The sequence below is a fragment of the Serratia rubidaea genome (assembly GCF_016026735.1).
Classification (GTDB): domain Bacteria; phylum Pseudomonadota; class Gammaproteobacteria; order Enterobacterales; family Enterobacteriaceae; genus Serratia_B; species Serratia_B rubidaea.
Window position 1 is genome coordinate 3,650,428 of record NZ_CP065640.1, and the last position, 18,087, is coordinate 3,668,514.

Annotated in this window: 27 protein-coding genes; 23 read left to right on the top strand and 4 right to left on the bottom strand. The window is 51.0% G+C overall.

Annotated features, from left to right (window positions below):
- Positions 1-85: 85 nt before the first annotated feature.
- Positions 86-439 (bottom strand): helix-turn-helix domain-containing protein, encoded by a 354-nt coding sequence (locus I6G83_RS17110; protein WP_370446987.1) that lies wholly within the window; start codon positions 437-439, stop codon positions 86-88.
- 129 nt (positions 440-568) lie between these two features.
- Between I6G83_RS17110 and I6G83_RS17115 the strand changes: the two genes are divergently transcribed.
- The 8 genes from I6G83_RS17115 to I6G83_RS17150 all read left to right on the top strand — a co-directional run bounded on the left by I6G83_RS17115 (position 569) and on the right by I6G83_RS17150 (position 6,657).
- Entirely contained in the window at positions 569-763 is a 195-nt protein-coding gene (locus I6G83_RS17115) for a Cro/CI family transcriptional regulator (RefSeq protein ID WP_072186140.1), read from the top strand.
- A gap of 61 nt (positions 764-824) precedes the next feature.
- On the top strand, positions 825-1,274 hold the full coding sequence (locus I6G83_RS17120; protein ID WP_054306668.1) for a toxin YdaT family protein: 450 nt from the start codon (positions 825-827) through the stop codon (positions 1,272-1,274).
- Positions 1,275-1,295: 21 nt separating this feature from the next.
- Positions 1,296-1,502, top strand: coding sequence for a hypothetical protein (locus I6G83_RS17125; RefSeq protein ID WP_054306651.1), 207 nt, complete (start codon positions 1,296-1,298; stop codon positions 1,500-1,502).
- A 2-nt stretch (positions 1,503-1,504) separates the two neighbouring features.
- Positions 1,505-2,224, top strand: a complete 720-nt coding sequence (locus I6G83_RS17130) for a helix-turn-helix domain-containing protein (RefSeq protein WP_072186139.1) — start codon at positions 1,505-1,507, stop codon at positions 2,222-2,224.
- Entirely contained in the window at positions 2,221-3,594 is a 1,374-nt protein-coding gene (locus tag I6G83_RS17135) for a replicative DNA helicase (RefSeq protein ID WP_072186138.1), read from the top strand. Before I6G83_RS17130 ends, I6G83_RS17135 begins: the two co-directional genes overlap by 4 nt.
- A 43-nt stretch (positions 3,595-3,637) precedes the next feature.
- Positions 3,638-4,120: a hypothetical protein gene (locus I6G83_RS17140; protein WP_054306650.1), complete on the top strand. Its 483-nt coding sequence runs from the start codon at positions 3,638-3,640 to the stop codon at positions 4,118-4,120.
- Positions 4,121-4,123: 3 nt separating this feature from the next.
- On the top strand, positions 4,124-4,369 hold the full coding sequence (locus tag I6G83_RS17145) for a hypothetical protein (RefSeq protein ID WP_054306649.1): 246 nt from the start codon (positions 4,124-4,126) through the stop codon (positions 4,367-4,369).
- Positions 4,369-6,657, top strand: coding sequence for a DNA cytosine methyltransferase (locus tag I6G83_RS17150; RefSeq protein WP_054306648.1), 2,289 nt, complete (start codon positions 4,369-4,371; stop codon positions 6,655-6,657). Before I6G83_RS17145 ends, I6G83_RS17150 begins: the two co-directional genes overlap by 1 nt.
- A gap of 48 nt (positions 6,658-6,705) precedes the next feature.
- Here I6G83_RS17150 and I6G83_RS17155 read toward each other — a convergent pair whose 3' ends face one another.
- Positions 6,706-7,767: a DUF6602 domain-containing protein gene (locus I6G83_RS17155; protein WP_152972204.1), complete on the bottom strand. Its 1,062-nt coding sequence runs from the start codon at positions 7,765-7,767 to the stop codon at positions 6,706-6,708.
- 137 nt (positions 7,768-7,904) lie between these two features.
- Between I6G83_RS17155 and I6G83_RS17160 the strand changes: the two genes are divergently transcribed.
- The 4 genes from I6G83_RS17160 to I6G83_RS17175 all read left to right on the top strand — a co-directional run bounded on the left by I6G83_RS17160 (position 7,905) and on the right by I6G83_RS17175 (position 9,405).
- The gene (locus tag I6G83_RS17160) at positions 7,905-8,096 is read left to right on the top strand and encodes a hypothetical protein (RefSeq protein ID WP_072186137.1); all 192 of its coding nucleotides are present in this window, start codon (positions 7,905-7,907) and stop codon (positions 8,094-8,096) included.
- 69 nt (positions 8,097-8,165) lie between these two features.
- Positions 8,166-8,759 carry a DUF1367 family protein gene (locus I6G83_RS17165; RefSeq protein ID WP_054306647.1) on the top strand — a complete coding sequence of 198 codons (594 nt, stop codon included), beginning with the start codon at positions 8,166-8,168 and terminating at the stop codon, positions 8,757-8,759.
- Positions 8,756-9,043, top strand: a complete 288-nt coding sequence (locus I6G83_RS17170) for a DUF1364 domain-containing protein (protein WP_054306646.1) — start codon at positions 8,756-8,758, stop codon at positions 9,041-9,043. Before I6G83_RS17165 ends, I6G83_RS17170 begins: the two co-directional genes overlap by 4 nt.
- Positions 9,043-9,405 carry an antiterminator Q family protein gene (locus I6G83_RS17175; RefSeq protein WP_054306667.1) on the top strand — a complete coding sequence of 121 codons (363 nt, stop codon included), beginning with the start codon at positions 9,043-9,045 and terminating at the stop codon, positions 9,403-9,405. Before I6G83_RS17170 ends, I6G83_RS17175 begins: the two co-directional genes overlap by 1 nt.
- Before the next feature lie 34 nt (positions 9,406-9,439).
- Here the strand turns inward: I6G83_RS17175 and I6G83_RS17180 are convergent, their stop codons facing one another.
- Together I6G83_RS17180 and I6G83_RS17185 are read right to left on the bottom strand one after the other, a co-directional pair.
- A complete protein-coding gene (locus I6G83_RS17180; RefSeq protein WP_054306645.1) occupies positions 9,440-10,312 on the bottom strand; it encodes a hypothetical protein in 873 nt (290 codons plus the stop codon).
- A gap of 4 nt (positions 10,313-10,316) precedes the next feature.
- On the bottom strand, positions 10,317-10,835 hold the full coding sequence (locus I6G83_RS17185) for a hypothetical protein (RefSeq protein ID WP_054306644.1): 519 nt from the start codon (positions 10,833-10,835) through the stop codon (positions 10,317-10,319).
- Between the two features lie 503 nt (positions 10,836-11,338).
- Here I6G83_RS17185 and I6G83_RS17190 point away from each other — a divergent pair.
- From I6G83_RS17190 to I6G83_RS17235, 11 genes are all read left to right on the top strand, one after another.
- Entirely contained in the window at positions 11,339-11,908 is a 570-nt protein-coding gene (locus I6G83_RS17190) for a hypothetical protein (protein ID WP_054306666.1), read from the top strand.
- A 293-nt stretch (positions 11,909-12,201) separates the two neighbouring features.
- Positions 12,202-12,450, top strand: coding sequence for a phage holin (locus I6G83_RS17195; RefSeq protein ID WP_082394672.1), 249 nt, complete (start codon positions 12,202-12,204; stop codon positions 12,448-12,450).
- Between the two features lie 2 nt (positions 12,451-12,452).
- Positions 12,453-12,947, top strand: coding sequence for a lysozyme (locus I6G83_RS17200; RefSeq protein WP_054306643.1), 495 nt, complete (start codon positions 12,453-12,455; stop codon positions 12,945-12,947).
- Positions 12,944-13,327 (top strand): DUF2570 domain-containing protein, encoded by a 384-nt coding sequence (locus tag I6G83_RS17205; protein ID WP_054306642.1) that lies wholly within the window; start codon positions 12,944-12,946, stop codon positions 13,325-13,327. The genes I6G83_RS17200 and I6G83_RS17205 overlap by 4 nt, the downstream gene beginning before the upstream one ends.
- Positions 13,248-13,481: an Rz1-like lysis system protein LysC gene (gene lysC, locus I6G83_RS23770; protein WP_456291163.1), complete on the top strand. Its 234-nt coding sequence runs from the start codon at positions 13,248-13,250 to the stop codon at positions 13,479-13,481. Before I6G83_RS17205 ends, lysC begins: the two co-directional genes overlap by 80 nt.
- A 141-nt stretch (positions 13,482-13,622) precedes the next feature.
- On the top strand, positions 13,623-13,943 hold the full coding sequence (locus I6G83_RS17210) for a GrlR family regulatory protein (RefSeq protein ID WP_072186135.1): 321 nt from the start codon (positions 13,623-13,625) through the stop codon (positions 13,941-13,943).
- Positions 13,944-14,353: 410 nt separating this feature from the next.
- Positions 14,354-14,707, top strand: a complete 354-nt coding sequence (locus tag I6G83_RS17215) for a DUF6694 family lipoprotein (protein WP_054306641.1) — start codon at positions 14,354-14,356, stop codon at positions 14,705-14,707.
- 72 nt (positions 14,708-14,779) lie between these two features.
- Positions 14,780-15,061, top strand: coding sequence for a hypothetical protein (locus tag I6G83_RS17220; RefSeq protein ID WP_138111475.1), 282 nt, complete (start codon positions 14,780-14,782; stop codon positions 15,059-15,061).
- 196 nt (positions 15,062-15,257) lie between these two features.
- Positions 15,258-15,752, top strand: a complete 495-nt coding sequence (locus I6G83_RS17225) for a DUF1441 family protein (protein WP_054306664.1) — start codon at positions 15,258-15,260, stop codon at positions 15,750-15,752.
- The gene (locus I6G83_RS17230; protein ID WP_054306640.1) at positions 15,752-17,869 is read left to right on the top strand and encodes a phage terminase large subunit family protein; all 2,118 of its coding nucleotides are present in this window, start codon (positions 15,752-15,754) and stop codon (positions 17,867-17,869) included. Before I6G83_RS17225 ends, I6G83_RS17230 begins: the two co-directional genes overlap by 1 nt.
- Positions 17,866-18,081, top strand: coding sequence for a hypothetical protein (locus tag I6G83_RS17235; RefSeq protein ID WP_054306639.1), 216 nt, complete (start codon positions 17,866-17,868; stop codon positions 18,079-18,081). Before I6G83_RS17230 ends, I6G83_RS17235 begins: the two co-directional genes overlap by 4 nt.
- The last annotated feature ends 6 nt before the right edge of the window (positions 18,082-18,087 follow it).

Genomic DNA, 18,087 nt, shown 5'->3' on the forward strand with positions numbered 1-18,087 from the left:
AGTCATGGCTAATTTCAATTGCAATATTAAAATTGAGTTATAGCTAACATTTTTGGCGTGAATAATTTAAATTATTGATATTACATTAAATATTTTTTCTGCCTTTACGGGCCTTCAGTAGTTCTTCAAATAGCTTATTGAAGTCGTCAACTTTGTCCCGCAGCGTTGATAGGTGGATTTCCTTTTCGGACTCTGGCAGTTGGTCAAACAGGTCAAGTAGCTGTATTTGTTGCTCATTGAGTTGGCGCGGGATTTCATCGACCTGAGATGGTTGTTGCTCTTCATCACCGAAAAGAACCCAGGTAGGCGAGCACCGCAGGGCGCGACTAAGGCTAAAAAGGTTTTTTCCAGAGGGTTCACTATCATCGCGTTCCCACTGTGAAACTGAGACGTGAGAAATACCCAGAGCCTGCGCGAGGCTCCGTTGCGTTAACTTCATTTCTTTGCGGCGTGCTCTAATTCGAGAGCCTGGAGTCTGTGTTGTCATAGTTAGCTAATACTAAATTCTATTGACTAAGTTAGTATTACCATCTAATTTGTTAGCCATAACTTACAAATCGGAGGCGATATGTACAAATCTGAAGCTATTAAGCACTTCGGCAACCTGACCAAATTGGCTCAGGCAGCTGGGGTTAAATTGCCATCTGCTAGCGCCTGGGGAGTGTTAATCCCAGAGAAACGAGCGGCCCGTTTAGAACGGCTTACCGATGGCGCATTGAAATATGACCCGGCGCTTTATCAGCAACAAACGAATGAAGCTTAACAACCAACCCCCACAAAATCTGATTACGCGTAATCAGATTTACAGCGACAGGAGACGCGACGTGGAAAACATCGAAAACCTGAAAGACGAGATAGCAGCCTGGGCAACAGAACGCGGACAGGAACATGTGGCCATCGAGATAAGCCGGATGTGGTTCATGCTGGGCGGCGATTCGTCAGCGGTGCGCCTACACCCGATCGAGGATGATTTCGGCCGGGCTGATTGGCGCGCAATAAACAATAACCGACAGCAGATTTTCCGCTGGTTACGCGGGGAGTCGAAGGCCGCCAGGGCAAAGGTTAGAGAGCTGGCCGACGCGATGGCCGCAGCTTTACCTGCTGATAGGCGCGCCCGCCTGGGCGGGGTGTCGATGCAGTATCTGCTGTCCGTGGCCATCCGTGAATTTGCCGCGGCAGTTATCGCAATTCTGCTCGATGCCTGTGATACGCAGCAGCGAATTGCCGGAGCGCTCAGCGCATTACAAGACACACAACGCCTGACCAGCGTTTAACACCACAGCTAGGAAAGACCAATGACCGATCACATCACATACCGGAATGGCTGGCGCCTGAACGGGGCACCGGCAGACATCGCGGATATTCGTCCGATCTTCGAAGAGAGAAGGGCGAGCATCTGGGAACAGTACGAGCAGCACAAGGCAGAGCTGCGTGACGAAAATCTATCGCCGGAGCAGTACCAGGATGCGTGCCGCCAGCTTGCGGATTCACTGGGGATCTGATCATGAGCATGGAAATGATGGTTCGGGCGATGAAAATCAAAGTGGGAAACCCGCTGCGCAAGCTGGTGCTGCTAAAGCTGGCTGATAACGCCAACGATCAGGGGGAGTGCTGGCCAGCAGTTCAGTACATCGCCGAACAGTGTGAGATCTCCAAACGCTCCGCCCAAAATCACATTCAGCAACTGGTGAAAGATGGCTTATTGCGCATCGAAGAGCGCAAAGCAGAGAACGGCCTTAATCGCTCAAATATCTATCACTTAGTGCTGGGGGAGTATGGTGCAAATGCTGCACCCTATGGTGCAAATCCTGCACCCATGGGTGCATCTGCTGCAGGGGGGAGGGTGCAGGAGCTGCACCCAGAACCAGTCAGTTTAGAACCAGTCAATGAACCTATACCCCCTAACCCCCAGGGGGACGACGCTGACGCGCCGGTTGAGCCGCCAAAAATTAAATACCAGGACGTGGCTGACGCCTACAACGAAATCCTCGGTGAACGACTGCCGAAGGTTCAGGAGCTGAACGACAAGCGCAAGCGGCAAATCAAACGCCTGCTTGGCGAGCTGCATGAACCGACGCTCGATGTCGTCCGGGCGTACTTTGAGACGTTCCGGGATTCTGCGGGGCCGTTTTATTTTGGCGACAACAACCGCACCTGGCGCGCCGGGTTCGATTACCTGCTGCGTTCTGACGTGCTGACAAAAACCCGTGAGGGTGCGTTATGACACAGCAGGAAATGGAAGCCGTGGTGCTGAGCGGCCTGCTGATCGGCGGCGCCACGCCGGACGCGATGGACGTTATCGCGACCATGCCTGAAGAGGCTTTCAGTGTCAGGTTTCACCGTGACACATACCGGGAAATCAAAAAGCAGGCGCTGACAGATGGCGTGATCGACGTCGTGCTGATCAGCGAAAAGTTGGGCGGCAGCAGCCTGTCGTCGCTGGTTGAGATCAGCCGCGCACCTGGCGCACTGGCCAACCTGAAAGGCTTTGCCAATCTGGCCGTCAAAGGCTGGCGTAGCAGGGTGATGGCCGAACTGCTGCAGGAAGGGGCCGACGCTATCCGCGGCGCCAGGAACCAAGAACAACGCGACGAGGCCGTGCAGGCATCGGTCACGAAGCTGATCGAGATGACTGCTGATGCTGGTGGTGTGGTGCCGGTACACCTTGGCGAGCTGCTGGGTGGTTACATGGATCTGCTGGATAAGCGTATGACCGGTGATGCGGAAACCCGGAACCTGCTGAGCGGCATCGATGAGCTGGACGCGATAACCGGCGGTTTCAACCCGCAGGATCTCGTTGTGATTGCCGGCCGCCCGGGCATGGGTAAAACAGAATTTGCGCTGAAAGTTGTCGAGGGAGCGACCCGGAACGGCGGCGGTGCACTGATTTTCAGCATGGAGATGGCCGCCCTGCAAATGGTGGAACGTTCCGTCGCCGGCGCCGGGAACCTGCCTGTTTCAAAGCTGCGTAATCCTCTTGAGATGTGCGACGAAGACTGGGGCCGTATCAGCAGCGCGCTGGAAACGCTGAACGAGCGCGATATCTGGATCGTCGATGCCACGGATCTGACCGTTGACCAGATACAGGCAATCGCGGAGACGCACAAGCGCCGGCACCCGCATCTGTCCATGGTCATGGTCGATTACCTCGGGCTGATCAAAAAGCCCAAGGCGGAGCGTAACGACCTGGCCGTCGGGCACATATCACGCAGCCTGAAAACGATGGCGATGCGCACACGAACGCCGTGTTTCGCACTCAGCCAGCTGTCACGCAAAGTCGATGAACGTCCGGCGGGAAACCGGCGGCCGATTATGTCCGACCTGCGTGATTCCGGATCTATTGAGCAGGACGCAGACAGTATCCTCATGCTGTACCGGGAGGGCGTTTACAACCCCGACAGCCCGGCAGCACGCTTCGCCGAAGTCATCGTCGGCAAAAACCGCTTTGGCGAGAACGGCACCGTTTACCAAGAGTTCAAAAACGGCCACTTCCTGCCGGTTGATCAAGTCAGCGCACAGGAGGCCACCAGAATGGCTCAGGAGGCTCAAAACCCACAACCCAAGCAAAGACCTTACTCAAGCAAGAAATTTTAACCAGCGCCTGACCAGCGCGTTTTTGACCATAGGAAAGACCCATATGACGACTACAGATTTGTTCTACGCAAAATCCTCGGCAGTTATCGATGATGGCTGCGATCACACTGCGCTGATTATTTGGCGTATGAATGCCGGCGCCCGGGCGCGTACCCGTTCTGCGTTCGTTCTGCCGCCGGTACCGGTGCAGGTAATCAAACCACGCCACGAAAAAGCCAAGCCAGCCAAAAAAGATCGGACGGTTCGCGCCAAGGTGAAACCGGTAAAAACGGGCTCTCCAGCGCGAAATCTTGCCGCTGTCATGCTCGGTAAAACCCTCACGTTTAACGGTGTGATGATGGCCCTTGATAAACATTACCCGGGGCATGGACTGACGAAACGGAACCTGCAGACGCGCCTGACGCAGATGCTCAACTCCCCGCACGTCGATATCGTTCGGCACGAAAAACCGACCCCTGAATACACGCTGAAAAAAGTAGACGGGTGCTATTACGCCAACTCTGAGAAGTCATCAGGGAGCGTCTGACCGATGGCCGGGCAATCGGATTACTTACCGCCCGGCCTGCCATTCAATCGAGGAGCCTGGACGCAGGAACAACGCGACCTGGAGCAGTACGACCTGCGCGCCTGCGGCCTGATCCGTGACCTGTACGCACGGAAAATCACCCGCACAAAAGTGCTGGTAGCGATTGAAGAAGCACCGGAGCAATACCGCGAACATTTCAGAGCGCGCCTGAATTACTGGCGTGAATGCAGAGAGAGGAAGGGGCTGTAATGAATATTTGGCCAACGGAAGTGAAGCAGTGTGCATCGTCGGTACTGCCGGTACACCCATTGAACAGTGACGAAAAACAGGCAGTGTTGCAACAGATGAACAGGATGTTCCTGAACCGCTTAGATCCTCGGGATATCCAAAAAAACGCACATGCCCTGGCGCGCCGACAGCAGATTGTCGATTTTCGCCCCGACATTGATCACGGGCTTGTCGTTGTCGGCTTTGCCGGTGGTGGCGGAAGCTGTGAAGGGATCAAGCAGGCTCTGGGCTATGAGCCGCATATCGCAATGAACCATAACCCGGTGGCCATGGCCATGCATGCCGTTAACCACCCGCGAACCCTGCATTACCCGGAAGATATCTTCAGCGTTGACCCGAAGATCTCCACGGGGGGCCTACCGGTGCTGTTGGGCTGGTTTTCACCCGACTGCCGGCATTTCAGTAAAGCCAAAGGCGGAACTCCAGTTAAAAAGGAGATCCGCGGCCTGGCATGGGTGGTGCTCCGGTGGGCGCTGGCGGTACGGCCTCGGTTTTTGATGCTCGAGAACGTGGAGGAATTCCGGTCATGGGGGCCATTGAAAACGGACAGTAAGGGGCATTTATTCCCTGACACCTCACGCGCTGGCGAGACGTTCCGCGCTTTTATCGGCATGTTGAGCAGTGGCGTGGCGCCAGATTGTCCGGCGCTGGCCGAAGCCTGCGAATTCCTGCAGATCGATATTGACGGCCCAGATGCTCGCCGCTTGGTGGCCGGCCTGGGCTACAACGTCGATCACAAGGAGTTACGGGCTTGCGACTATGGCGCCCCGACAATCCGCAAGCGCCTGTTTGTCGTAGCTCGTTGTGACGGGGAATCTGTTGTATGGCCAGAACCGTCACATGGCGCACCGGATAGCGCAGGGGTGCTGGCGGGGCAACTGCAGCCCTACCGTACTGCCGCCGAGTGCATCGACTGGTCAATCCCAACGCGCAGCATCATGGGCCGAAAAAAGCCGCTGGCGGACAACACGCTGCGCCGTATCGTGAAAGGGTTGAAACGCTACGTTATCGACTGTCCGGATCCGTACATCGTCCAAATCGGACAAACAGGGTTCGGTGGAGACGGCCGGCAGTATGCCACCGGCACACCGCTGACTACTGTCACCAGCAAAGCAGAACACCTACTGATCGAACCGTTCGCTGTGAAGTGCAATCACACGTCCAACCGAACCAAATACGACTGTTTCCGGGGCCAGTCCGGCCGCCTGCCGCTGCAAACGGTCACGCAAACCCATGGTTTCGCAGTGGCGGCGCCGGTGGTTGTGCGTCAGTTTGGGAACAGCACCGGCCAGCGCGCCAATGCTCCAGTGGGCACGATTATGCCTGGTGGTGGCGGTAAAACGCAGCTGGCCAGCGCGGTGCTGGTGGGGGCTGGCGGCCCGACATATTCCGGCAAGCCGCGCAGCATTACTGCACCGATGGCGACTATCCCGACGGAATCGCATACCGCGCTGGCATCGGCATCGTTGATCCAGATGGGCTATGGAGAACGGAAAGGACAGTCGCCGCGCATCCTGAATATTCGCGCGCCACTGGGAACCGTCGTTGCTGGTGGCATCAAGCACGCCGTTGTAGCCGCAAATCTGATCAAGCACTACGGCGGGAACTACACCGGCGCCGGGCTGGGAATGGACGAACCAATGCACACGGTGACGCAGGTCGATCACCACTCACTATGTACGTCGCATCTGGTGCAGCTGCGTGGTACATGCAAAGACGGGCGGCCGACGAATGCGCCAGCGCCAACCCTCACCGCCGGTGGCAATCACATCGGGCATGTAACGGCGTACCTGCAGAAATACTACGGCAACGAGAAAGACGGGATCGACGTCGACGCCCCGATGCACACAGTGCCGACGCATGATCGGTTTGGCCTCACCGAGGTGAAATGCGAGCCGACGCTGATCACCGACGACCAACGTTATAACGCCTGGTGCTGCGCGCGTTTGATGGACGAATTCAGCGACGAACCGGACGACAGCCACCTGTTCCCGGCGCCGCGCCCGCAGATTATCCAGGTCGGCGAATACATGGTGGTCGATATTTGTATGCGCATGCTGGAGCCGCGCGAGCTGTATAACGCAAATGGCTTCCCGCGTAGCTACATCATAGATCAGGATATCGACGGCACCCGCTGGGCTAAATCTGAGCAGGTTGCGCGTTGTGGTAACTCTGTGCCGCCGCCATTTGCAGAGGCACTGGTAAGGGTGAACATGCCGCATTATTGCGTTTGGAGAAAGGCAGCGTGATTTATAGTGGCGGAGTTATCCGCCACATATCGGCTCATCCCGATAATATTAAAAATACATATCGCGCCAATCACCGTCATGTTCCCTGCGGCCTTGATTTATTTGTTCCTGAACATGTTTGGAAAACACATCATTGCCCCATATAATGCCGTTGTCTGGCCCTAGAGCACCTGACCCCCCAGGTATATGCACGTCTGAAAGATAGTCAGAAATACTTGCTACAGCTTTATCCCGATAAGATAATTTTTTGTATAGCGAATAAACGAACGCTCCAATAGGAGTAAATTGCTCTCTGAGAATCTCTGTTTTTATGCCTTCACGAGGTTTCTTTACATATTGAGTGAAGTATTTCGAGTAGGATCTGTATATAAACAAGACATCATACCCATTGGCTTGAAATAATGCTCTTGAGTGAAATCCTGGATGTTTCCCCTTTATTATTTCAAATGCTGCTTTTTTTACTTCTCGGGATGGCTCTTGATCGTTGTTTAGCATAAAAAACATATGCGTTGCGTGTCCAGTAGTCCAGCCAGCAAGATCTGCTATACAAATGCTTTCTAAGAGTTCTCGAGGATGTTGTGCATACTTTTGACCCAATTCTCTTATTTTTACTGAAAGTTGATTAACCACATCCTCCTCTTCGCCCTTCCATGCATGAGAATGAGCTAAGATTCCATAGGGAACAGGAGGGAGAAGTTCAACACATGGGTTTCCTGTTTTTTTCTTGCATAGTTTTGCGATGGTTGCTGCCGTTTCAAATGCCTTTTCTAAATCTCTTGGCCTGAGTGTTGTTTTACATTCAAATGCTGCAGCAACTCCGTCTATCAGATAGTATTTTTTGTCGGTAAGGAATGGAGGATAACTAGGTTTCAAAACTATTATATCAATTTGGGGGCTGGCGTCGCCATTACTTGATAATAATCGGCCTTTAGTCACAACTCGATAGTTTGCTGGAAGCCAATGTTCAAGTAGTTCTTTCCAGTTTTCTTCCCCTTCGTCACCGGCAGTGCCTGGATCCTCTTTTGAGCGTGCAGAAATTCTCCCATACTCTAAAGCTAATGTGGTTGAGATGCTTTTAAAAAATGAAAATATTTCATGATTTCTTTCCATAGTACCCCCCAAAGAAAATGCAGCGCATTAGTATTCCAATAGAATGTTTGTTTGGCAATGAAACAAAAATCAATACTGTTTTTTTATACAGTTGTTTGTTGTGATAACCTTGCAATACACAATGAAGAGATAGATAATTGATTGATATTAAAGATTTAGTTAAATCATTGCCAAGCACAGGAAGAATGGTTATCACCTGCGAGAATGGAGCGATAACCGGCACTCGCATCGTTAAGGATAACGAATACATAGTATCATTTAACGCGTTGATTGAACTGGCAAAATCCGCAGGTTATTCAGTTGTAAGACCTGATGGAAACGCGCTATAATTAACCGGCTGGACTGAACACCCAGCTCGTTAAAATTCTGAGCAACTGCTGCGCTACTGGAGATTATCAATGGCGCAGTATTCGTACATCAAAGCAGCAGGTGACCTGCTGGTACCCGCAACCAGGGATGCCAGGGATTTTCTGCGATCCAAAAAAGTCGGCTCGGTTTTATACGCCGATTTCAAACAGGCCAGAAACCCGGCATTTCACCGCAAGTTGTTCTCGTTGCTGAATCTCGGCTTCGACTATTGGCAGCCGACTGGTGGCGCCATATCCCCCACAGACAAAGCGCTTGTGAATGGGTATGTAAAATTCCTCGCATATTACGCCGGCGGTGAAGATGCGTTGCAGGCCGCCGCCGATGAATATCTTGCGGATATAGCAGGAAAGCGAGCCGGGAATATCAGCGCCGCAAAATCATTCGAAGCTTTCCGGGCATGGGTAACTATTCAGGCGGGCTTCTCCACCAAATTCGTCATGCCTGACGGAACCACTCGTAATGAGCCAAAGTCGATCTCGTTCGCCAAAATGGACGACATCGAATTCGGCGAATTTTATAAAGCCGTCCTTGATGTGCTCTGGAACTACATCCTGTTTCGCACTTTCCCCGATCAACAGTCTGCAGAAAACGCGGCCGCCCAGTTGATGGGGTACACGTCATGAGCAAATTAACCAAAGAAGCTCGCGGTCGAGAATGCCAGGTGCGGATCCCCGGCGTCTGCAACTTCAACCCAGAAACCACGGTATCCGCGCATTACCGGCTCGCAGGTACGTGCGGGACAGCGATAAAGCCGGACGACGCACAAGCGGCGTGGGCGTGCAGCGCATGCCACGACGCGATAGACGGCAGAACGAAAACAGAATATACGCGCGATGACCTGCGGCTGATGCACGCCGAGGGGGTATTCCGCACGCAAGCAATCTTGAGAGGTGAGGGGAAATTATGATGCTCGATATGTATGAGGTGTTGTCTCGTTGGGGCGTATGGGCACGTGAAAGCAGTGGTATCGACTACTCACCGATCGCCGCCGGTTTCAAAGGGCTGCTGCCGCCGGCAAGTGCGGGGAAAGAGTCCTGTAACGATGATGACGGGCTGCTAATCGATGGCTGCGTGGCCAGGCTGAAAAAGTATAAGCCCGACGAGTACGACCTGGTGATTGCACACCATGTTTATGGCATTTCGCTGCGCAAGATAGCCAAGCGGCGTAAGTGTTCTGATGGCACGGTGCGGAAGGAAATGCAAACTGCCGAGGGGTTTATCGGGGGATGTTTGGCTATGCTCAATGTTAGGCTAACTACAAGTGTATAAAAAGGTGTAAAGGCCCGATTATACGGGCCTTTATTTATTTCATTGGTCTTTTTGAATTGGACTTGAATCTTATTTTGCTAATGGCAGCAATGAAAATGTCTTCATCTAAAAAGGTCAGCAATAATTTAACTTCTTTCTTTGTGGTTGGGATGAGAATTTTCTCTACTCCATTTTCATTGTAAGTTTTCAATTCAAATCCAACATCCTCAGCGGCTTTTTTTAACAAGCTGGTTTCATTATCTAGGACTCCTGAATTGTTGATTAGGGTTATTTTTGTTCTGATAACCGTATCTGCAATAATACTCATATCAAAACCGTCTTCCGTCTTGAACTTGTCATGTTGACTGAAGGCTTTAATGTCAGCATCTGTTGCTTCAGAGAAATATCGATCCATATCGAAAATTCCTCTTAGTTTTTGAAGGCTTTTAAATTTTATTTTATTTCCTCTAATCGTTGCAACAAGCTTCTCATCTACATTGAATCCGATAGATGTTGACATTTTGAAAGCACTTTTGCTAAGCCATAGTGATTTGCTCACATCTAGAATTTGGCCCCGATTGAAGGCTTGCAGGGCTATTTTCTTATTATCGTTAGGGAAGTCTACCCCAACGAACAATGCTTTAATATTATCGATAGGAATAACTGTAGGATCCCACGTCGTAATGGCGGTACTTCTTTTTACTGCATCAGTTAGATCATCAGCCTCAACAAAGCCATCCAAAAAATGACACTCATTATAACTCGGGGTATAACCTGCACAGTATTCAATAGAATCTTCGTAATGAGTCTCGAAATATTCATACTGCTCCTTGAAAAGGCTGGTTATTTTTTCATCAGCATCCTTGTCAGTTTCGATCCTAACGATTCTAGTTGCTGTGTTTTTGTCCATTACTGCAAATAAAGGCATATTTTCACCTATTAATGTGTAGGTAAGTATAGTCGGTTAGTTTTACCACTTTGAAATTTTTTCTTTTTACATCTGTAATTACCTCTTTCGATATAAGAACAAAACCAACTCCGGTGTCATCTTCCGCTTCATAAAATTTATATCCAATCAAGGAAAGGAGTGGGTTGAAATTGTAGTTCTCAGAAAAACTAATATAAAAAAGTAGTGATATATAAAAAAATACAGCATATTTCCAATCTGACGAGATAGAGTCAGTCCCTAGTAATGGAAATAAATAGCTTAGGAAGTAGTTAGTGACCTCCTTGTTAGCAGGGGATATGGAGTCGATATTTTTACTTAATTCGACAAGGTATTTCTTTGCGTATTGTATAAAAAACACACATGAGATAAAGCTTAGAATGCAAATAGTTGCAGATGAATAAATCAACCAATGCACATTTTTGGCGAAACCTATAAATATCAGAGTTATACAAACTGGTGCGATAGAGCTTGCTGTTAAAAGTAATCTTGCAAACTTGTTCATCAAAAAATCCTTACACTGTACTGGTTTTATATACAGTACATAAAAGGGAGGTCCATACCAAGAAGATATTGCGAATGCTTTAATTGTTGAAAAATGCAATACATTAAAAATATTAAAGCACAAAAGTGTTAACGCGTACGCAAAAAGTGTTGTAACGTGATAAGAGTGGTTACGTAGTCACGTAGCTTAGCAACTTCCAAAACCTCGTTCTGACGGGGTTTCACTGAGAGCGATAGCGACTTTTAGGCATCTTCTCTCTTATGAATTCAGAATAGTTGGATATACATGACGCGCTTCTTCGTGGCATGCTTTTTGAACAGTGATGTCCCCCAGATGCTACTGTGCTTAAAAGTGACGACCAGGAAAGACTGGTAACAAGCCCTGACTAATGTCGGGGCTTTTCTATTTTAGGGGCGAGATTACGGCAAGGACCCATCATGTATGTTGTACCAGATGACATTGAGGTAAAATCCTTTCACTGCAACGCCAACAGGGACATAGCTATGAAAAATTTGCCTGATGATTACTTTCTGGATGCCGACGATGAACTGGTCGATTTTCTGGAAGCTCAGGGCGAGGCGTGCATCAAGGATATTTACCAGTCAAACATGGTGAATAAAGAAAACGGCTACAAGCTGCTCAGTATCCTGATTGTAGGTATTGGCTCGTCGTTTTTGCTGATTACGCAGAGGGCGAGTATAGATTTCCTCAGTGCAGGGCTTGCGATATTTATCCTCTACTGGTCACTGTGCGCGATCTACCTGGTAACGCAGGTTCTAACCGTTCACATGCGTGGACTAGTTTATGCATCTCCGGATCAGCTTTACACTCAAAATTATAAGTCCATTAACCAAGAGCATTTTGATTATTTCAAAAGCAATGGATTCAGCGGTGAGTGTAATCGCCTGTCAGTGATGAGGCGGTATAGGCTGCATGCTCTGTGTCTAACCGCCAGTGAATTAGCAAGCGACAACAAGAAAATAAGGAAAAGGCTGACCAAAGCAAGGATGGCGACCATCATCACTCCGGTCTGCGCTCTATTTATCTCTGCGATTGCTTATTTTTTCTGTTGACATCATCTTGGGAGTTGCCAACAAACATACGACCAACCGAAAAGTCGCCGGGTCTTACTGGTGCTGGTTTCGGTTGTTCTGCTGGCTGAGGTTTACTCTCGCCGGCAGGCTTATTTGACTGACTCATATAAAATTCTCCATCTCTATAGGGTTGTTTGTCGCGATTCAACGATATCAGAGACCGGAATGCACAGCCAGATCGTATCTGGCACCTATTCGAGGCTGCGCTAACACTCGGCCTTTTTCGTTTCTATTACCCGGAGACCGGGACAAGCCCCGGCAAGGGGGAAAGGATGAAGATAATCATGCCTGACAAAATCGCCACCGCGGTCGGGTATTGCACATCGGGCGGCCTCATTTGTTGGGGCGGTATTGCGCGTTGGCTGCATGACCTCGACTGGAACCTGATCGCCGTCGTCGGCGGCTTTGTTATCGGCGTGGCGACCTTCGCCGTTAACGTCTACTTCAAAAATCGGCAGACGAAAGCATATGAAGCGGCGCTAAAGCGTGGGTATGTGACGGCGCCGCCGCAGAAGGACTAACCATGACACCACAACTCAGGAAGAAAATTATCGCAGCCATTACCGGCGGCGGTGGTGCTGTCGTTATCGCGACTGCGATGCTCGGCGGCCATGATGGATTAGAGGGGCGGCGGTATGTGGCCTATCGCGACGTCGTCGGCGTTCTGACGGTCTGCGATGGACATACCGGTGCCGATATTATCCCCGACAAGCGATACAGCGACGCAGAATGCGACGCGCTCCTTAATGCCGATCTGCAAAAAGTTGCTCGCATCGTCGATCCGTTTATCAAGGTGAAAACCACGGAAACCCAGCGCGCCGCGATTTACTCGTTCTCCTACAACGTCGGCCCGAATGCATTTATTCGTTCGACGATGCTGAAAAAATTGAATGCGGGCGATCCCACCGGCGCATGTGGTGAACTGAAGCGCTGGAAGTACGCCGGCGGCAAAGAGTGGAAAGGGCTTGTCACCCGTCGCGAGGTGGAAAATACCGTTTGCACCTGGGGGCAGCGATGAACTTGTTATTCCACATCAAGGCCGCGCTGGTGGCTTTCGCTATCACGTCACTGATTTATTTCGCGGCCAGCAACTGGGGGCTGCGCAAAGAGTTGCGGATGGTGGAACAGCAGGCTGAACAGCAGAAAAAGACGCTGGCGCAGCAGGCCGAACTGCTCGCAACAATGCGCGCGGATGACGCCCGTAATCGTGCATTGATGGCGGAACAGCAACAGAGAGAGCAGCATCTGCGCCAGCAAGGCCAAGATTATCAAAGGAAATATCGTGATGCGATTAAAAATGACGACTGCGCTAAGCGTGATGCTCCTGGCTCTGTCATTGACCTCCTGCGCGGAACGGGTGCCGGATCCGCCGGATCCGATAGTTCGACTTCCTCCTGAATCAGTGTTCAAACCCTGCGAACAGCCGCAACTGGCCGGCAGCACGTGGGGAGATATTGGCGCATATACTCTGGCGCTGAAAATGGCCCTATCAATCTGTACCGGGCAGGTAGTCACGTTGAAAGAATGGCGGGAGACTGTAGGCAGAAGATAAGATATGTTCTGTAGTTCACAATTTTGAGTTCAGTCAGCTAAAGGATGTCAACTCTTTTAGGAATGTGTAATTAATCGCCTTTTCTGAGTCTATAAAATAGCTATAATGCCTAAGCTATTTGACAATAAAATAAGGTGAAATATGAAAAACGGTATTTATTTTGTTACATTCAGCAGCAATAACAACGATGTTGGTCAAGGAACTGTCGTTGTACAAGACAACGCAATTAACGGTGGGGATTTCGGCTTTACCTATCAGGGGCGTGTTCAAGGCGATAAGCTGGACCTGCATGTGTCTCAACATAATCCTCAAGCAGTGAATGTTATTCAAGGCGTGAATAATTACACAATGGAGATGCTTATTGGTGAAACGCAAAATGGCTATGTTCTATCTGGGGCAGTCAGAGGAATCCCACAAGCTCAACTTCGCGTTACAGCTAAATTTATCGGTGATTTGATTTAATCGCTAAAGTGAGTAGAGCCACCTCTTTTGGAGGTGGTTTTTGCTCTCTATCACTTAGCGTTCACAAGGAGTTTGCGTAATGCGCAAAAAAAGCCCCTCAAGGAGAGGGGCAAAGTGTACACAGACACAACACCAGGGAATTTCACGGTTGTCCCAATGCTACCGGGAACTGACTTAGATTAGTTGATGTAAGTCAATAAACAAAAAGCAAAAATGCATCGGAGTGATGAGGGTTTGTAAGTCAAAGGTTGCTTATTGACCGATACCGAATGCGAAAAACAAAGCCACTGAGTCTTCTCGCCCTCAATGAGTAGATAAATGGCGGGAAGAAAGCCGCCGACACCAAGATAGGCATTACAGATAATGGCAAGCCTGTTACATTACGCAATATCGAATGAGCAGGAGGCGAAATGAAACGCTATTTATTACCGATAATCGTCGTACTATCACTTGTAGGTTGTGACCAGGCACCGAAGTTTGATGGTTCCAGCAAGGGAGCGCTGTTGTATTCAGGTGAAAATATTTCCGCTTCATTGTCTGATGAGAAGAAAGCGGAGTTAAAGCAGGCCACGTTGGATATTTCGCGGTACACCGATGTTGTTACTAGCGTGGACATCGGACCAGGGCGCGAAGCGGAAAAAGAAGCGGAGAACATGTACCTAAAGATTATGGACGGTAAAACAGTCGATGAAGTGATTGCTGAGTCCAAAAGGTTGAAAGAGAAAACCGAGCAGAAGATAGCGGAAGCCACTTCAAAGCACTGAGCTAAGCCCACCAATTGGTGGGTTTTTTGTTGCTCAAAATCCATTAACTAAGGCCTCATCATGCATAGACCTATGACGCATGAAATAATTATTGAGAAAGGCATCACAGGGCGAGCACGTGGCCGGTGTCAGTTGCTGACAGGTAAGCCTGTGCTGCAGGTTGAGGTTGTGCTGGAAAAGAAAACCATTACTGCAGGAACGCAGGTTACAGCGCGCCAATATGAAACAGCCTGGCGAGACGCAACACTTTCAGAAGCGTTTCAGGTAGAGCATGGCGTCGGATTCATAGAAAAGCCTGCCGATATCGAAACCCCACTCGTTAAGCCGTCTCCACCTCCGGCGTCACCCCGGTGAAAATGACCTGATAAATGATAATTATTCCCATTTTTGCGGGTCCCTTTCGTGATTTTGAACACCGAGGGGGCGGCGACACGCGGGAAACGGCTAGTTTTTTGCATTTTATTGACATCATCATCATGTGCTCACGTAATTGTTTTCACTTGAGATTATTTTTTCAAGATGTCGAATCGTATAAAAAGTGTTCATCATCATGGATAAAGAATTGGAGAACGTCAGGCTGAACCTGAATCAGCTGGCGGCAATTACGGGATCACATCGGCAAACCATCGCTGCGCGTCTGAAAAACGTTGAACCTGCCCCCGGCAGTAATGCCAAGCTGAAGCTTTACACGCTGCCGGATGTGCTGGCTGAACTGGTGAAGTCTGCGCCGGTGGATGATGTTGACAAAATGCTACCGCCTGACAGAAAAGCCTGGTTCCAGTCGGAACGCGAGCGGCTCAAGTTTGAACAGGAAACCAATGAACTGATCCCTGCAGAAGACGTTGCCCGCGAATTCTCTGCGATGGCAAAGGCGATGGTTCAGGTGCTGGAAACATTACCGGATATTTTGGAGCGTGATTGCGCGCTGCCGCCGTCTGCCGTTTCTCGTGTGCAGTCTATTATCGATGACCTGCGCGATCAGATAGCGCTGAAGGTTATGAACGCTGATACAGAGATTGAGGAGGAAATGCCCGAGGAGGAGTAATGGTCGCACAGGCATCAGCAGCAGAAACCCGGCGGAATATGGCCGGTATTATTCAGGCTCCGCGCCGCATGCCGGTTGCCGAAGCTGTTGAAAAGTTTATGCGGGTGCCTATGGGCGCGGGCAACTCTGTTAAGTGGGACCCGAGCGTGGCGCCGTATGTGATTGAGCCGATGAACTGCCTGGCGTCACGTGAATACGACGCGGTGGTGTTTGTTGGCCCGGCGCGTACGGGGAAAACGATCGGCCTGATTGATGGCTGGATTGTTTACAACATCGTGTGCGATCCCTCCGATATGCTGGTCGTACAAATTTCGGAAGAGAAAGCGCGGGAACACTCCAAAAAGCGCCTGGCGCGAACGTTCCGCGTGAGTCCAGACGTGGCTGAGCGTCTCAGCCCCCGGCGCAATGATAACAACGTTCACGATCGGACCTTTCTGGCGGGGAACTATCTGAAGATTGGCTGGCCATCGGTCAATATCATGTCCTCGTCGGACTACAAATGCACCGCGCTGACAGATTATGACCGGATGCAGGAAGATATCGACGGCGAGGGCGACGGGTTCACGCTGGCGTCAAAACGTACCACAACGTTTATGAGTGCCGGCATGACGCTGGTAGAGAGTTCACCAGGTCGAGATATTCTGGATTCAAAATGGCGCCGCCGCTCAGAGCATGAGGCCCCGCCAACCACCGGCATCCTTTCATTGTTCAACCGTGGCGATCGCCGCAAATGGTATTGGCAGTGTCCGCACTGCGGCGAATATTTCCAGCCGATCATGGAAGTGATGACCGGATACCGGGAAATTCCCGATCCGGTCAAGGCCAGCGAGTCTGCGCATATGTGTTGCCCTCACTGCAGCGGCACGATAACGGCAGATATGAAACGAACCTTGAACCAGTCTGGTGTGTGGTTGCGTGAAGGGGAGTCGATCGACGCCGAAGGCAACCGGACAGGCGAGCCGCGCCGCTCCCGTATTGCGTCATTCTGGATGGAGGGGCCGGCGGCGGCATATCAGACCTGGTCACAGCTCGTCTACAAGCTGCTGACCGCTGAGCAGGATTACGAAACAACGGGATCGGAGGAAACGCTCAAGGCGGTTATCAATACCGACTGGGGCCGGCCGTATTTGCCGCGTTCTGCCTCTGAACAGCGCCGCAGTGACGAACTGCTGGCGCGCGTGGAGGATTACGGTAAACGCCTGGTACCGCCAAAGGTCAGATTCCTGATCGCGGCGGTGGATGTGCAGGGCGGCAAGAATCGCCGCTTTGTGGTCCAGATTGTCGGCTATGGCGAAAACGGCGAGCGGTGGCTGGTGGACCGGTACAACATCAAGCAGTCGATGCGGTGTGATCCCGATACAGGTGAAGCGTTGCCGATCCATCCGGGGGCATACCCGGAGGACTGGAACTTGCTGATCACTGACGTGCTCGATAAAACGTACCGGCTGCAAAGCAATCAGGACAAGCGTATGCCAATCCTCGCCATGGCCGTAGACAGCGGCGGCGAAGATGGCGTGACCGACAACGCGTATAAATTCTGGCGTCAGTGCCGCCGCGATGGCGTGCATAAGCGGGTGTATCTCATTAAAGGGGACAGCACCCGGCGTCAGAAAACCATTACAAAAATCCACCCGGACAACACAGACCGAAGCGACCGCCGCGCAGCTGCGCGCGGTGACGTTCCTGTCTACCTGTTGCAGACCGACACGCTGAAAGACCAGCTCAGTAACGCGCTGAGTCGTGAAGCGCCAGGCGCCGGGTATATTCACTTCCCGAATTGGTTGGGGGAATGGTTTTTTGACGAACTTACCTACGAAGAGCGTGGATCAGATGGCAAGTGGCGTAAGCCAGGGAAGGGCAATAACGAAGCCTTTGACCTGTTTTGTTATGTGCATGCCGTCGTGATGTTACGCCGTTACGAGCGTATCAAGTGGGATGAGCCGCCAGCCTGGGCTGAATCACAAGATACGAACCCCAATATTTTCAACGAGAACTCATCAAGGGAGGTCGTGTTGACGAAGAAAAAAACCAAGGCGGAACCGAAACAGGCTGCGCCTCAGCATACCTCTAGCGGATGGATGAACGGTGGCGGTACGGGGGGAGGAGGCTGGTTATGACGAAACAGGAAATCCGGGACATGGTGGTGCGTGTCAGGGGGTTCTACACGGACTCGCTCGACGGTAAATCCGTGTCCTTTACCGGCGTCAACGGCCGCACCATCACAAACCACGATCCGGCGGCGATGCGTGCAGAGCTGGAATATTGGGAAGGCCGGCTACGAAAGGCGTCCTGTCGTGGCGGTGGGTATAAGCTCGCTAACTTCGTGTAGGTAACC

Bases quoted from the DNA above. Each gene is read 5' to 3' on its own strand.
- I6G83_RS17110 (WP_370446987.1), bottom strand. From the start codon at position 439: ATGAAGTTAACGCAACGGAGCCTCGCGCAGGCTCTGGGTATTTCTCAC.
- I6G83_RS17115 (WP_072186140.1), top strand. From the start codon at position 569: ATGTACAAATCTGAAGCTATTAAGCACTTCGGCAACCTGACCAAATTG.
- I6G83_RS17125 (WP_054306651.1), top strand. From the start codon at position 1,296: ATGACCGATCACATCACATACCGGAATGGCTGGCGCCTGAACGGGGCA.
- I6G83_RS17130 (WP_072186139.1), top strand. From the start codon at position 1,505: ATGAGCATGGAAATGATGGTTCGGGCGATGAAAATCAAAGTGGGAAAC.
- I6G83_RS17135 (WP_072186138.1), top strand. From the start codon at position 2,221: ATGACACAGCAGGAAATGGAAGCCGTGGTGCTGAGCGGCCTGCTGATC.
- I6G83_RS17140 (WP_054306650.1), top strand. From the start codon at position 3,638: ATGACGACTACAGATTTGTTCTACGCAAAATCCTCGGCAGTTATCGAT.
- I6G83_RS17145 (WP_054306649.1), top strand. From the start codon at position 4,124: ATGGCCGGGCAATCGGATTACTTACCGCCCGGCCTGCCATTCAATCGA.
- I6G83_RS17150 (WP_054306648.1), top strand. From the start codon at position 4,369: ATGAATATTTGGCCAACGGAAGTGAAGCAGTGTGCATCGTCGGTACTG.
- I6G83_RS17155 (WP_152972204.1), bottom strand. From the start codon at position 7,767: ATGGAAAGAAATCATGAAATATTTTCATTTTTTAAAAGCATCTCAACC.
- I6G83_RS17165 (WP_054306647.1), top strand. From the start codon at position 8,166: ATGGCGCAGTATTCGTACATCAAAGCAGCAGGTGACCTGCTGGTACCC.
- I6G83_RS17170 (WP_054306646.1), top strand. From the start codon at position 8,756: ATGAGCAAATTAACCAAAGAAGCTCGCGGTCGAGAATGCCAGGTGCGG.
- I6G83_RS17175 (WP_054306667.1), top strand. From the start codon at position 9,043: ATGCTCGATATGTATGAGGTGTTGTCTCGTTGGGGCGTATGGGCACGT.
- I6G83_RS17180 (WP_054306645.1), bottom strand. From the start codon at position 10,312: ATGCCTTTATTTGCAGTAATGGACAAAAACACAGCAACTAGAATCGTT.
- I6G83_RS17185 (WP_054306644.1), bottom strand. From the start codon at position 10,835: ATGAACAAGTTTGCAAGATTACTTTTAACAGCAAGCTCTATCGCACCA.
- I6G83_RS17190 (WP_054306666.1), top strand. From the start codon at position 11,339: ATGAAAAATTTGCCTGATGATTACTTTCTGGATGCCGACGATGAACTG.
- I6G83_RS17195 (WP_082394672.1), top strand. From the start codon at position 12,202: ATGAAGATAATCATGCCTGACAAAATCGCCACCGCGGTCGGGTATTGC.
- I6G83_RS17200 (WP_054306643.1), top strand. From the start codon at position 12,453: ATGACACCACAACTCAGGAAGAAAATTATCGCAGCCATTACCGGCGGC.
- I6G83_RS17205 (WP_054306642.1), top strand. From the start codon at position 12,944: ATGAACTTGTTATTCCACATCAAGGCCGCGCTGGTGGCTTTCGCTATC.
- lysC (WP_456291163.1), top strand. From the start codon at position 13,248: ATGCTCCTGGCTCTGTCATTGACCTCCTGCGCGGAACGGGTGCCGGAT.
- I6G83_RS17210 (WP_072186135.1), top strand. From the start codon at position 13,623: ATGAAAAACGGTATTTATTTTGTTACATTCAGCAGCAATAACAACGAT.
- I6G83_RS17215 (WP_054306641.1), top strand. From the start codon at position 14,354: ATGAAACGCTATTTATTACCGATAATCGTCGTACTATCACTTGTAGGT.
- I6G83_RS17220 (WP_138111475.1), top strand. From the start codon at position 14,780: ATGACGCATGAAATAATTATTGAGAAAGGCATCACAGGGCGAGCACGT.
- I6G83_RS17225 (WP_054306664.1), top strand. From the start codon at position 15,258: ATGGATAAAGAATTGGAGAACGTCAGGCTGAACCTGAATCAGCTGGCG.
- I6G83_RS17230 (WP_054306640.1), top strand. From the start codon at position 15,752: ATGGTCGCACAGGCATCAGCAGCAGAAACCCGGCGGAATATGGCCGGT.
- I6G83_RS17235 (WP_054306639.1), top strand. From the start codon at position 17,866: ATGACGAAACAGGAAATCCGGGACATGGTGGTGCGTGTCAGGGGGTTC.